This is a genomic window from Arthrobacter sp. StoSoilA2, assembly GCF_019977195.1.
GTDB lineage: Bacteria > Actinomycetota > Actinomycetes > Actinomycetales > Micrococcaceae > Arthrobacter.
The window spans coordinates 2312133-2325405 of the sequence record NZ_AP024643.1 but is presented as its reverse complement, the minus strand read 5'-3'; the positions used below and the strand labels follow the sequence as shown (position 1 = coordinate 2325405).

Below are 13273 nucleotides of genomic sequence, written 5' to 3'. Positions count from 1 at the left end.
ACCCCGGAGCAAGGATGCCTCGGGGTAATCAGAATTGATGCTCAGCTTCGAGCGCTACTTATCAGTGAGATCGACGACAACGGATTGAGCGTTCGCCTTGACTGAGTCTATGCCTTTTTGGGCGGCTGCTTTGGTTGTGTATGACTCGCTGGTGGCGATGACTTCGCCATTGCCAGCCTTCAGTCGAAAGCGAAAGCCCTGGGACTTGTCTGTATAGATTTCGTACTTGCCTGCCATGCGTGATCCTCCTGCAACAATGCCACCCCAAAAGGTGAACGTACCGGCGAAATGCTTGAACACCGTCATCCTAACCGCATGGAATCGCATTTGGGCTGGAACATGCGCCGAGCTACTAGCATCGCTTCTTCATCACGTCCAGCAGCTCTATGAGCGCACATGCATTCACCATGGCGCCCTTTGGGAAAGTGTACGGGCAGGAGCGTTGACCAGGATCGTCCGGTATGTTGCCTGTTATGTGGTCGACGGTCCTTGAAGCTGAGCCAGTGGCGGTGGCTGCCCGTGAATGGGCCGACGCCAGGAACATTCGCGTCAACGTTGGGGAAGGACCAAGTCCCCCATCGAGCAGTACCTGGCGCCGCCTGCGCCAAACGTGGTGCTTCTTCGACCCCCAAGGGCGCGCTGGCGCGGCGTAACGGAAGGCCGATGATGGCCGGTGCCTGAGCCGGGGTGGTAGACATGGAATCCTGAAGCGGAATGGGGGATTCGGTGAAAACCAGACTCGTGTTGGTGGCATTGGCCGTGGTGGCGGCAGTTGTAGCAGGAGTTTTGGTCTGGCAGCCGTGGGCCCGGCCCGCATCGTCTGCTGAGGGCTCCGTTGCGCTGGGTCCAGGCTGGTCCACGACCGTGGAATTCCCGGAAGGCTCAGGGCTTCGGGCGCTGGTCACGGCAAAACCTCCTACTGAAGAACAGGTGCTGGCTCAGCCGTCGGCGGCCACGCTCGTCGGCCTGTCCGCGTACGAGCTGGACGGTGGATCGTTCCCTGATGCCGGCGCCACGGTCAGGATGACTCTGGAGTCCCCAGTGGCACAGGACCACGTCGTCGTTGCCGCACATTGGAATGAGAGCGCCAAGACCTGGGAGCCAATTCCCACGGAGCTCTCCGAGGATCGCAAGACCGCAACGGCGAAGGTCCCGCACTTCTCGCAGTACGGGTTCTTCGACTATCTCTTCAACGCGCTGGGCCAGGTGACGGGCAACGCTGCAACGAGCGGGGTCAGCTGCGAGCAACCGGTGCCGGCTTGGGCAGATCCACAGTTCTTCGAGGACATCAACTCACCCATCCTGTGGTGCGGGGGCAAGGACGCCAACAACAGCGACCTCCTGGTCGCCAAGCTAAAGATGAACCGGGACACTGCCGCGAAGGTCACAGTTGCCATCGACCCTGCCTGGGCTTGGAGTGACCTTTGGCAAGCGGGGCCGACGGACCTGGCGACGATGGCAGCGGCGGCGGAGCTCCCCAAAAACCCTTTCGACAAGCGCCAATACTTGGTCCAGCCGTTCGGCGAGATGCACTTCGGTTTCAATCGCGCCGCCTTGGAGGAGCTCTACTACGGCAACAGCGGCAAACCCCTGATTCAGGTGGAGACAGGCTGGTTCTATACCGCGGCGGCCACGATATGGAGCCAGATCGGCGGGCTTGCAGGCGGGGACAGCCCCATCACCGCGGTCGCCTCGACGATGGCCCTGATGGAGTGCGGCCACGAATTGTTGACGATTGGCTCCGGTGGCGACGCTGTGGACGCATACCGGAAGGCTCGGGTCTGCCTGAGCACCGATCAGGCCAAGGACGCGGTCCACCGTGGCGTCAGGACACTTCTGGCGGACCGCTATCCGCACTTGTCGGGCGGATGGACCACCGTGTACGCGCAGAAGATCCTGTCCAAATTCGGGCTCATAGGCCTGGGGATCACGACAGCAGGCATCAGCCTCAAGATCTTCTCTGCCATCGGCGACTCCACGCTGAGCGATCATGTGCGGCAGTTCCGTTTCACTCCGTCCTTGGACGCCATCAAGGCCCGGGCGGAAAAGGCGAAGCCGTCGCGTTCAGTCCCCGGGTTGCCCGAGGAACTGCAGGGAAAGTGGTGCCCCCACAGCATCCCAGGAGATTGCTTCAGCGCCAACGAGTATTTGGCCAAGTACCCTGGATTCCGCTTTCACAGCTCCAGCCCTGCCAGGGGAGTGCCCCAGGCAACGGACTACGTGTTCTGCCTGAAGCTCGACCTTGGAGACAGCTGTACTACGGCCATGACGATCTACTTACGTTACTTTCCGTCCGGCGCGGCTTGGGATTGTGTGAAGATCGAGGTCGTCGGGGAGGGCTGGCCGGGGTGCAACCCGGATTACACCTCGGAGCATGATGCCTCTGAGCCTCGCGTCGTGAAGCTTGTCAACCACCAACATGGGACAAATTACTCAGACGACATTCCCATGTACCGCGTTGGGTGAAGCGGCTGCCGTCCGGCGGCCCTGTGGTCAGCCGGGAAGGCGACGCGCTGGGCGTGCGGGTACGAAGGGCGATGGGAAACACAGCCACAAGTCGAACCTAACCACCGCCAAAGCTTCTGCGGGTCATAATGACCACGTGATCATGTTCGTGAAGGTCCTCCACAACATCCTCTTTGCGGCTGGCTATCTCGCCATCGTAGTGCTCGCTGCCGTGATCAGCTTCTACGGCAAGCCGGAACTGGGGCTTATTATCATCGTGGTTGCATCGGCCATGGCTTTGATGCTGGCGGTCGCCACGGGTATCGTGAACCGCCGACACAAGCGTGCCGTCAAAGCCCAAGAGGCACGGGTCGCCACGGCCTCCGCCCCAACCACGACGTACAGCGCACAAACGACCGAGGCCTTTGACTACGACGCGCAAACCGTCTGGTCGCTCATTCGGCCTGCCGAGAGCGCCGTTTTGCTCACGGACGTCCAACGGGCTTTCACCGTCCCGGGAACACCTCATGGGGTTGGGGAGCAGCAGTGCTTCATCAGCCGCGATGGCTCGGTGTCCATCATCGAAGTCATTGGTGAGGAAAGCCCGTGGTGGGCCACAACAAGGCCCGTCACACCCAATGAGATGAACAGCCGTTCAACCTACACTCTTGAACCGACGCCGGCCGGATGCACGCTGACAATGGGAGTAGTCATCGAACTGCCGGCTGGCGCCCGGTTGGCCGATCCTCAGAAATGGTGGGAGTCGCACGCGCGCCCCTATCCAAGACGGGTGAATGAGGTTCTTTCGGCCCGGCAGGGATGACGTTCTCCGATCAGAGCGATCGGCTCAAGATCGGCCGCATCACAGAGCGACTATTGTGGCGAACGCTTGGGGCTGTGCAGCTTGCGCGCCTCTTCAGCCAGCCAATCGAAGTCTTTCCAATAGCCCTGGGCAAAATCACCCGACATCTGGCTGCGGAATCCGTCGATCATGGGTTTGCAAACGGCGTGACACCGAATGATGCTTGCCCCATAGTTCTGGATGATTGGCTCCCGGTCGACAACTCCGTTACGCAACAACGTTCCTACTAGATCGTACGAGGCAGACGCGTTCGAGGCAGTCGCCCTCTGGTCGTCCGTCCACTTTGACACGGGTATATTGGCCAGCACCGTGAGGACCTTCCTACGGGAATCGCGGATGTCTGTTCTTTGGAGGTAATCAAGGATGGACAGGAGGGATTGCGCACGCGAGGCTGAATGAGCAACAAACGCCTGCTTTCGTGCATACAGGGCACTGAGAGCCGCGGCTATGAGGGCCAAAATCGAAACCGCAAGAGCAAAGTCCATGAGGTCATGATCTCAGGGTGTTCGGCGCGTGAGAGCTGAAGCCGGGCAGCGTGTCTGAGGAAGACAACAGGCGGCCTGTCAATAGGCAACTGGGGCTGTTCTCCACCAGCGGTGTTGGTCATAATGTTCACAATGCGCGGGGCCGGAAATGACATCTGAGGGTTTCATCAATCGGAGGAACACGTGGATAGCACACGGCAAATTATTCGTTGGAGCTTGCCCGGATTGATATTTGCGCTGAACTTCCTGATTGTTCATGGTACGTGGATCGCATTCACGGAACATCGCTCGCCTGTACGGGCGCTGTCGGATGGCCTGTGCTGGGGTTCTTAGCCGTCCAACTTCTTTCATTGCGAAATGCAGGGCGAATGTACTCGACAACTACGAAGACCGGATCGCAGCCTCCTTGGCGTGTCCAAGGATCTCAACCCTGGATCGGGTTAGGTGGCGTCGAGCTGGCAGCTGATGTTGCGGTTGAGGCTGTCGGACCATCACGCTTCTGGCCGGCGATACGCCCAGCCATTGTTGGACAGCGGCCTGCTTGTGGGCAGAATAAGCCACATGTGCGGCCGATACGTGATGTCCAAAGCAACAAGCGATCTCTTGAGCTATTTCGATGCCAAGGAGGTGGAGGGTACTCCACCATCCCCGAGCTGGAACGTGGCGCCGACGCAGGATGTGCCAATCATTGCTGAGCGCCTGGATGAGGGGACCATCGACCGGCATCTGCTCATCGCCAAGTGGGGCCTGGTGCCGTCGTGGGCAAAGGACATCAAGATCGGCTCCAAACTGATTAATGCCCGCAGCGAGACGATTTTGGAGAAGCCGTCGTTCCGCAAGGCCGCAGTCAAGCGCCGGGCCATACTGCCAGCCGAGGGCTACTACGAGTGGCAGAAGACCGAGGACGGCAAAAAGATACCGAATTATCTTTTCTCTGAGCAGGTACCGTTGCTTGGCTTCGCAGGGTTGTACGAGTTCTGGCCGGATCCGGAGCTGCCCGAAGATGATCCGGGCCGCTGGCTGCTCAGCTGCACGGTGCTGACAACAACGACTCAGGACGCTCTGGGACACGTCCATGATCGGTCGCCGGTGATCATTCCCAAGGAGCGGTTCGCGGACTGGCTGGATCGGATCTCACAGACAAAGCCGATGTGCAGCAGTTGCTGGACTCGTTGCCTGAGCCGGTGCTGACGCCCAGGATTGTGAGCACGCGCGTCAACAGCGTCCGGAACAATGGGCCTGAGCTCATTGAGGCTGCGGAGTGAGCACATGGTTGCCCCGGCATCAGCGGCACGTGCTGTTCACACTGGCCCATGTAGACAGTTATTGAAAAGCTCGGCAGTGTTCTGAACGACTTCCTAACACCCGGACCATTGAAACTGGAAAGAAGATTCAAAGATGGCCGCGAACTAGTAGTGCTTGGGGAGAGCGCGCCGCTCCCCGAGGCCATACCGAGGCTGGCAGCGGATGCCCTCAACCAGCTCCGATCAGCTCTTGAGCACGCACTCTATGCGGAAGTGGAACACCTGAGCGAGCGGGGTCTGGAACCCGAGGAAGCAAAGGGTATTGAACTTCCGGTGGCGAAGGATGAACAGGCTTTGAGGGAGTGGGCAAGGCATAGGCGTCGACGGTCACTGCCCGTACTACATTTGGACGGCGTCCTGGGCCGCAGGATCGAGGAGTTGCAGGCATACGGCGACACCTCGCATCCACTGAGGGTCCTGGCGGAGCACACCAATCTCTCGAAGCACAGGATGCCCGCTGCGGCGGCTCTTCGGATGGGAGCCATCATGGCGGACTACCACGTGCCTGGGCTGGTCATTGCCGGCGAATATGAAGACGACAGTCCTCTGGCTGTCGGCGATGTGTTGGCGAGCGTTCCTCAAGGGGTCTTGGTTCCGCTGAGTGTCTGGCCCAAGATTGGTATCCGCAGGCCTCATACAGGCCAATGGATTGTTCTGTTGCACGAACTGCGGGTTCTGGAGGAGTGGGTTCGGACTGAGGCAATTCCCCGGCTCATCGTCGGTTCCACCGACGTCGTCCCACTCCCGCCGCATCTGGATATAACGCAGGGCTACGGAGACTTCCGGGAAGCATATGCAGGGGCCAAGGGCATGCCGGCGGCCGAACGGGAACAGCTTCGGATCAGGGCCAAGGTAGTTCGGCAGGATTTGCCGAGCGTTTTCCATCAGAAGGTTCCGGAGGCCCTTCCGGGGGTGGTCCAAGCGTTCATAGCCGGCTTGCCGGATTCGGATTGCGTGGAGCTCATCAATCGATACCAGTGAATCCGGGACAACCGTGGCGAGAAGAGCGCCGTGAACTATCTACGGCGGCAGCTCAGCAAATAGATGAGGCGCTCTTTGATGAGCGCAAGGTTTCTTTGTCCTCGTCGGATCCAGGGGTGCCCCGGCTGCTTGGGCGCCCCGCGCTGACCATCTGCGACGCCCTCGTCGCGGCGTGCCATCGTGTTCTAACGCCGCGCAGTGAAGCGTCTCCGGACCTTGGCGTGTCGTGGGCCAATACGGCGTTCGTTGCTTGAATCCCCGGCCATTGGCAAGTGCGGGCTGCTGAGCGGTTTGGAACGGCGTTTTCGGAGGACCAGAGCTCCCAAAGGTACGACCAGGAGGACTATGAAGGCCCCGAAGAAGGCCAATAAGAGAGCGCCGACAATCAGCATGCCCATAAGGGCAATATGCATGCTCGCTGAGTCAGCGTTGGCGACCTCAAGTGAAGTTCCCACGTGGTTTTGGGGGAAACCCATCTTTCTGTCCTGGTGATTTTGTGTCGTTGAGTCACCAGTAGGTGGGGCGTGTGCCCCTTTCGTGTCGTAGAAGCGCAATCATTACCTGTACCAAGGAGGGCTGCCGCACCTTTGGGTAGATAGTGCTACTCATCGCTATGGAATTTACCGGCAATCATGTACGTTGCAGGTCGAAGATCAGAGTCCGAACGAATGAGATAGCGAAAGCCGTGGCAGCTGATTACGACGAGGTACGTTCCGACGTCAAGGAATCCCAAGAGAACTCATTGGAGGACCTGAAGACAGCAAGCGCCCCTGATGCCCGCAGTGTTGTCCTTGAGCTCGACCAGGCAGACGGACTGGACCAGGAAGGCCCAGGCGGGGAATTCATTGCCGAAGAGCTGATCGTCCAGGTGGTGCCTCAGGCCGAAGACAAGTTCACGTGCTTCTCGTGCTTCCTGGTCCGCCACCGGTCCCAGATTGCCCGTGAGAAGGACGGCCACGCCTATTGCGTGGAGTGCGAGGGCTAAACATTCGCTGCTGTACAGGCTTCCGACGTCGTAGGGGAATGGACGTCGGAGCCCAGGAAAGGCCATACGACACTCTTGAAGCTCTCGGAGGACGGTACTTTCGTCCGGTCCGGAGTGCCCGAGGGAACCTTCAGTGACTGGCCCACCTCAGAGAAGCTCGACTGGGAAAGGCCAGGAACCTAGTCCGGCAAATGGTCGGTTGAAAAGGACCTCGTCAGCAAAAAGGCCACGAACATCCGGCTCAGGCCTGAGAAATCACAGGATGTGCCCATTTTTCCGCTGTTTGTTTGGAAGCGTGGTTCGGTTCGCTCATTCACATATTGGCTGGGCGATCCGGACTCGGCTGACAGATTCGAATTCCATCTCTAATCTCCGCTACCGCATATCAGCGAGCCGACAATGGAGCACAGGACCTGGCCGTTGGCCGCCGTTTCCTCGGCTCAGCCGATCTTGGTCCATACCCCGCAACGGTGGGATATGAAGCCCTCCCCTGTGTACACAGTGACGGTCACTCCGTCAGGGGCGAAGCCGACGAAATTGTTGTCAATGATGTCCCCGCCGCCGGTTGATCGCGACCAATAGCAGTCCGTCACCGCAGGTTTGGTCTTGTACGTTCCCGGCTCCATCGTCTGGCCTACAACTTTGGTGCCGTCCCCTATCTTGACCGCAGTCAGCACCTCATGGAACACCGCCGCATGAGGCGCGTCGGGGCAAACGGAGAGCGCGCCTTGAACGTCAGCACGGCGCCAATCCATTCTGGCGACCACCAGGTCTGCGAAGTCCTGGTCCACTCTTGCGCACATCAACATGACTTTGCCGACCGTAGCCGTAGGAAGGCTGACATCACCACCGAGAGAAGCGATGAGGTCAATCAGCGCTTGCTCGCCCGGCACCAATGCCTGCTTGGTCGATGGGTGCAGGCCAGCGATTTCAATTGAGCAGCGGCCGCTGCTGTAATCACGGCTTGCCCACACTTCTTTGTATGAGCGGTATTCGTTCGGGGTGGAAAGGCCGTCACCGCAGCTGTACGTGTATCGCTTCGCAAGCCTCTCGGCTGCCGTTGCGGCCTCGCGGGCTTCCATCGCGGCTTTCTCAGCTGCCAGCTGTTCCGTCTCGGTGCGGTTGAGAATGACCTTGATAGTTTCTTCGTTCGTTTCCGAGCCTGCCGCCGGTTCGGTCGCCACGACCGTAACCTCTTTGCCCGGGAGCGCGCGGTCCCAGCGGGCACCGTCCCTGCCGTGCGGCACAGGGGTCCTGAACCCTGCCTTGGAAAGAAGCTCGCTGGCTTCCGGATATGTCTTTCCAACCACATCCGGCACGAGAATCGCGGGCTTGGGAGCCGGGCTGACAGCTGCAGCGGTCGGTGAAGCCTGCGTCTGGTGATCTTGACCCGAGCAGCCGGTGAGCCCAACCAAGACTGTCGCTACCAGTACCAGTGCCAAAAAGCGCTTCATCGTGCCGACTCTCCTGCAAGGTTCCGCCCCGTACCCCACGCGTTCCTGCCCCGTGGTGGCTGCTGCGGTTCCGACCTCCATAGTGGGCCTCATCCTACGGCGGCAGCGCCTTGGCTCCTACCGTTTTGGACATGCGTTGTGGATGAGAAGTTCCATCCTCTCGGCCAGCATCCCCTGCCGGTCTATGACTATCCGGGCCATCTACTTTCCCTTCTGATGAGGGGGCAAACACTGACTTGGATACGTGGGTTTTTGGTCAATGCGCTGGCCGTGCTTCTGTGGGCACGGAGTCACTCAACGTTCCTTCATCACATCTCGATGTCACCACACCTGTGCCGACAAGATGCCATATGAGCCGACCTTGGTCGATAATCCGCAGTCCTACTGTCCGCCTTGGTTGATCGAGCCACCGATCGCACTGAGCAGCATCATGCCCACGTAGATCGTCGTCCACGCACTGGCAACGATAATTGCCGTCCAGCCCAGGATGACTCCTGCGCGACCGCTGACGTTGTACAGCTCAGCTCTCTTGCCTTGGACGGTGGCGGGGACCCCACATCCCACACCAGCGCCAACTCCGAGCAGACCCACCAATGGAATCCAGCCGATCATAACGGCAAAGAATGCTCCAACGATGCCCAGGACGAGTGCGTTCTGGGCATGCTTACTGCCCTGCAGTTTCCGCCGGTCCCGTTCATAGAAGGGAGTGTCTTCGTAGCGCTGCCAGTAAGGCCCTGGCGAGTAATTGGACATTGCTGCCTCCCTTGAAATTGCCCCGGTGCCGGTTCAAACACTGTTCCATGTCGCTGCACTCATGAACCACACTCGCCTGTACTCGAATTTGTGGTCGGGCTGGGGCCAGGGCTACTCGTTGACAACCCTGACTACCCGAATCAGCGCACGAGACGAGCGATCGAAGCTCAGGGCCGCATTTAGGTTCCATCCCCGGTCGGCGCTCTCGCACCCCTGGAGAGCAGAGGTTGTGTCGATCGTGGCATTGAAACGTCATGGTTGTTCGCCGACCTGATGAATGGCCAGTGATGACGCCTATATGAGTATCCGCCTGAGCTTCGACGGACCGGCGAAGCCGGGAGTTCACAACCACAGTGGATACCCCGGGGTCGTTGGTCCAACCATGGGGGTCAAGAGTTTTCGCGCGCGTCCACCGTCATGAAGTCCTGTCCCGGATGATCTGGTTCAACGTCTCGTCATCAGGACAGGGCTGGTCATCGAAAGGGCACCGACCTTCAGCAAGGGCATCCAGTCCTCCGATAGCCTCAACGCACATCGTGCAGATCACGTTGGGCTTCAGCACGATCGACGGGTTGGGGTCCTCAAACCCGCACGCAGCCTTCCGCCATTCGAGGTCTCTGCAGCAGACCACATGCGCGAGCTCCTCAGGATCCTGGTTCAGCGTAAACTTCGCTTCCCATGCCGGCACCCGGACAAGCTCCATGGCCCCACCGTCAACCAGCGTGGAAGGGTCATTCGCCGTCTCTGTCATGCTCTCCCCCGATCAGGACATGGCACCCAAGCAAAGACACGCTCCATTTCCTACTGCGGCCTGGCTTGAATGCTCTTGAGGTTTGCAAGCCAGGCAAGATAGTCTTCGTCATCCTCCCCCAGCTCGGCCCACACATCGTGGCCATCGACTTCAGGATCGTCGAGGATTGTCTGGATCGCGCTGACGGCAGCTTGCTTGAGCTCTGCCGGCGGAGCGGATCTGCCGGTGCACCAGGCAGCGACATCCGGATGGACGCCTGAGCTGTCTTTGCTGTTGAGCACCGCCAAAACAGCGCCCGCGGCTACGACGCTTTCGGTCGTGCCCGCGGCCAGGGTTTCATCGATGAAGTACAGCGCATCAGGGGCTGATTGAAGATCACCGAACCAGTCCAGGGCATCATCATTGCCAAAGCTCTCAACAGACCAAGCGCCCATCGTGTAAACCTCCATGCAGGTAGGAATTCATCAACGCGAGAAGCGCTGTCGAAACAAAGGTAGCGGGAAAGACCTTCGTGGTGCTGGATTCAGTCAGGCAGGTCACCCGCAGCGATGCGCTCCGCGGTGCGCCTGTACGCTTCAGCGATGAAGTCCTCGACGTCGCTGGCCCCGATGCGCCACACGTTCCGCTTATCTTGCCTACATGCACCTGTAGGGATCGTTTGTTTGAGCATTATGCTTCCCGTTACTAACGCTTCCAACGGCCGGTGTCAGCGTAGGCCTCCATAGGGTATTTGCTTTGCTGAAGTTGGCTGATTCCACGTAGTTGGGAACCACCGACCTCGCCCCCTCGATGTGCCCGGCTGCTCAGATCAGCTTTCTTTCCGCAGAAGCTCCTTCGCAAAGACGAAGAGCTCAGAGGTTATCTGGCCGCGGAGCCTTGGGATCTCGTCCCAGTCATCCAAGAGGTTCCACAGCTGCTCGAGCTCCTTCGGCTGACCCATCGGGAACCAGCCGACTCGGAGCATCAACCTCGATCCTTGAAGGACGTCGAGCCTCCCCTCCGTAATCTCCCGAGCCCAGTGCTGGAGGAAGGAAGCGTGGGGCCTGTTCTCCGGCCTCACGAGGGGTGCTGAGTTCTTCCCGAACGGTTTCCCAGAGTTCGGCAGCGTCTGACCGATCCCCTTTTGGGAGCCCCGCCAGTTCACGAAGTGACGGGCTGTCATACCCCAGGACGAGGAGTTCGGTGGCAAATTCAGGCAACTCGTGAGGGGGGACGAGGCCCATTTGCTCGCAAGCGAAGATGGCGCGCGCCCGATCCCGAGTCTGGTTGTCCATAGTAGAGACCATAGCTGGGGAGCGACTTGCCAATCGCATCAACCTTGAGTGTCGACCGGACTGACCAGTTCTTCGCGGATGTGGCGTCCTCAGAATCTCCGAAACATCAGCCAACGCCAGAAACCGCTTCTCAGCCACAGCACATCACGACCCAAACACTATCGAACCGCGCCCAACGATCCTCACGAACCGCACAGAAATCAAACACCGGAATCAGGCCGTCTGCCCATGAACGCCGGGCAGAAATGGCATCGACCCATGTGACTGAGCAAGATAACCGCGCCCTCCGATCTGGATCCCCTTCAGATCGCCAGACTTCAACAGCGCCCTGACCTGGACTTCGAAGACGTTCAGTTCTTCGGCAACTTGCTCAACGGTCAGGAACCGGTACTTCTTGGTTTCATCAGGCACTGCTCCATCGTAGAGCGGCCTGGCTCGCTCCCAGCAATGATCTCGACTTGGCTGCAAGGAAGTGCAGCAGCCACTCCTGCACTGGATTCACGGCAACCGCTGTGCCGCCTTAACTGCAGCTAGTGAGTCCAGTAGTCCGCTTCCGGATTGAGGGTACGGGCAAGCTCCCAATATGCATCGTCATCCATTTCAAGCCAACCATCGTCCAGGAAGAAGACACCCTGTTCATAGGCCTCGGCAAACGTTGCCAGCATGTCGCGTATGGACAAAAACTGCATCCTATGAACGTCCTGTTCGAAACGAACGTTGAATATGGGCTGGATATCTGGCTTCGAGCAGTCAACAAACGAGAAATCACCGCCACCATTGGTCAGAATTGGCAGCCATGAGCGGTTGACATTGAGTTTCTTCAACTCTTCGAAAGTTCTGAATGCCTCGTCGACACTCATGAGATAGAAGCCCGGAATAAGATGGGCATCATCCAAGACAACGCCCGGGGCGACGTTTGTGCCGTCATGCCAGCCATACAAGGCCGCAAGTTCTCCGCCCAACTGCAATCCGTTGGCATCAAAACGACGACGGGTCTCTTCGGCATCCATTCCAGGATTGAGCAACTGAACTGTCGGGCGCTGAAGCCGCGCCAGCTGCTCATCGATAGTGGCCGTGGATTCTGGAATGGATTTCATCATGGTTCATTCTGCCCAGAGATGCCGCGGCCCGCGATCCAGGTCCCCATCTATTGTCGGCGCGGCTCGCGAGACTGCGTTTACCAGGCAGACACATGCGTCGGCCGTGCACTTCGTGCCACACGGTCCAGTCAACTCCCTGCGTGAGTCCGCATCAACTGCGGACAAGTGGGCCCCAGACAAGAGCGTTCACGACGTTCCAGCCCTGCCCAACCTGGACACGAAGCAACCAGCCACCTACTCCGTCACCTGGGTAAAGCCACAGAATCCTACCCGAGTCGCGGGCAAGGACATCATGGAGGGCAGCCGCGTCGGTCCTTGACGTGTCAAGCGCTCTGGTGCCTGGACTCCAACGACACGGACGTCACTGAAGGTTGTGGTTAACTCCCACCATGGGATTGTTTCGCAGGAAAGTCGACGGCCCTCCGCCGGCCGTCCAGCAACAGAGCACAGTCGTCGGCGAGAACGCGGCAAAGACGCCGCTGCTATTGACGGCTGAGGAGTTGCCAGAGGGCATCGTGTACCCGCGGGGGCTGCTGCGGCTCGTGGAACTGGAACTGTTGGAGCTGGAGCCTTGGTGGATTCTGACCGGTGACCGTCTGCGGGAGCGGAACCGTGGCATGGCAGAGCGTTATCCGGACCGGAGGCTGGTCTTCTTTGCCAGACGCCAGGACAACGACGACACTGCCTGCTGGGACCTCGATACCGGCAAGGTTGCCATTGTGCACGACTTCGCGTCACCAGGCTGGGAAGCCCGGCGCGAATTTGATGACTTGGATGCGTGGCTGCACGCAGCGATAGTTGACCTCATCGAGTTCTAGATACGACCACAGCGTGAAACGAAAGTCCAACTGCCCACGCTGTATTGATCGGCTGCAAGTA

General features: G+C 59.2%; 13 protein-coding genes and 1 pseudogene. 6 read left to right on the top strand and 8 right to left on the bottom strand.

Annotated elements, in window-relative coordinates; translation table 11 throughout:
- Window positions 1-54: 54 nt before the first annotated feature.
- Window positions 55-300, bottom strand: coding sequence for a DUF1508 domain-containing protein (locus tag LDN82_RS10560; protein ID WP_224167342.1), 246 nt, complete (start codon window positions 298-300; stop codon window positions 55-57).
- A gap of 426 nt (window positions 301-726) precedes the next feature.
- On the opposite strand from LDN82_RS10560, the gene LDN82_RS10555 reads away from it, so the two are divergent.
- The 5 genes and pseudogenes from LDN82_RS10555 to LDN82_RS10535 all read left to right on the top strand — a co-directional run bounded on the left by LDN82_RS10555 (window position 727) and on the right by LDN82_RS10535 (window position 7062).
- Complete coding sequence (locus LDN82_RS10555; protein ID WP_224167341.1) at window positions 727-2466, top strand: hypothetical protein; 1740 nt, start codon at window positions 727-729, stop codon at window positions 2464-2466.
- A gap of 136 nt (window positions 2467-2602) precedes the next feature.
- On the top strand, window positions 2603-3268 hold the full coding sequence (locus LDN82_RS10550; protein WP_224167340.1) for a hypothetical protein: 666 nt from the start codon (window positions 2603-2605) through the stop codon (window positions 3266-3268).
- 1103 nt (window positions 3269-4371) lie between these two features.
- Window positions 4372-5057, top strand: a pseudogene (locus LDN82_RS10545) (SOS response-associated peptidase).
- A 150-nt stretch (window positions 5058-5207) separates the two neighbouring features.
- Window positions 5208-6077 carry a hypothetical protein gene (locus tag LDN82_RS10540; protein WP_224167339.1) on the top strand — a complete coding sequence of 290 codons (870 nt, stop codon included), beginning with the start codon at window positions 5208-5210 and terminating at the stop codon, window positions 6075-6077.
- A gap of 685 nt (window positions 6078-6762) precedes the next feature.
- Complete coding sequence (locus LDN82_RS10535) at window positions 6763-7062, top strand: DUF4193 domain-containing protein (RefSeq protein ID WP_224167338.1); 300 nt, start codon at window positions 6763-6765, stop codon at window positions 7060-7062.
- A 440-nt stretch (window positions 7063-7502) separates the two neighbouring features.
- Here the strand turns inward: LDN82_RS10535 and LDN82_RS10530 are convergent, their stop codons facing one another.
- From LDN82_RS10530 to LDN82_RS10500, 7 genes are all read right to left on the bottom strand, one after another.
- Window positions 7503-8516 (bottom strand): PASTA domain-containing protein, encoded by a 1014-nt coding sequence (locus LDN82_RS10530; RefSeq protein WP_224167337.1) that lies wholly within the window; start codon window positions 8514-8516, stop codon window positions 7503-7505.
- A gap of 381 nt (window positions 8517-8897) precedes the next feature.
- Entirely contained in the window at window positions 8898-9269 is a 372-nt protein-coding gene (locus tag LDN82_RS10525; RefSeq protein WP_224167336.1) for a hypothetical protein, read from the bottom strand.
- A 415-nt stretch (window positions 9270-9684) separates the two neighbouring features.
- The gene (locus LDN82_RS10520; RefSeq protein WP_224167335.1) at window positions 9685-10020 is read right to left on the bottom strand and encodes a hypothetical protein; all 336 of its coding nucleotides are present in this window, start codon (window positions 10018-10020) and stop codon (window positions 9685-9687) included.
- A 50-nt stretch (window positions 10021-10070) separates the two neighbouring features.
- A complete protein-coding gene (locus LDN82_RS10515; RefSeq protein WP_224167334.1) occupies window positions 10071-10454 on the bottom strand; it encodes a DUF4259 domain-containing protein in 384 nt (127 codons plus the stop codon).
- Between the two features lie 374 nt (window positions 10455-10828).
- Window positions 10829-11080: a hypothetical protein gene (locus LDN82_RS10510; RefSeq protein WP_224167333.1), complete on the bottom strand. Its 252-nt coding sequence runs from the start codon at window positions 11078-11080 to the stop codon at window positions 10829-10831.
- Window positions 11081-11507: 427 nt separating this feature from the next.
- A complete protein-coding gene (locus LDN82_RS10505) occupies window positions 11508-11705 on the bottom strand; it encodes a helix-turn-helix domain-containing protein (protein WP_224167332.1) in 198 nt (65 codons plus the stop codon).
- Window positions 11706-11824: 119 nt separating this feature from the next.
- The gene (locus tag LDN82_RS10500) at window positions 11825-12394 is read right to left on the bottom strand and encodes a hypothetical protein (protein ID WP_224167331.1); all 570 of its coding nucleotides are present in this window, start codon (window positions 12392-12394) and stop codon (window positions 11825-11827) included.
- Window positions 12395-12783: 389 nt separating this feature from the next.
- On the opposite strand from LDN82_RS10500, the gene LDN82_RS10495 reads away from it, so the two are divergent.
- Window positions 12784-13212 carry a hypothetical protein gene (locus LDN82_RS10495; RefSeq protein ID WP_224167330.1) on the top strand — a complete coding sequence of 143 codons (429 nt, stop codon included), beginning with the start codon at window positions 12784-12786 and terminating at the stop codon, window positions 13210-13212.
- The last annotated feature ends 61 nt before the right edge of the window (window positions 13213-13273 follow it).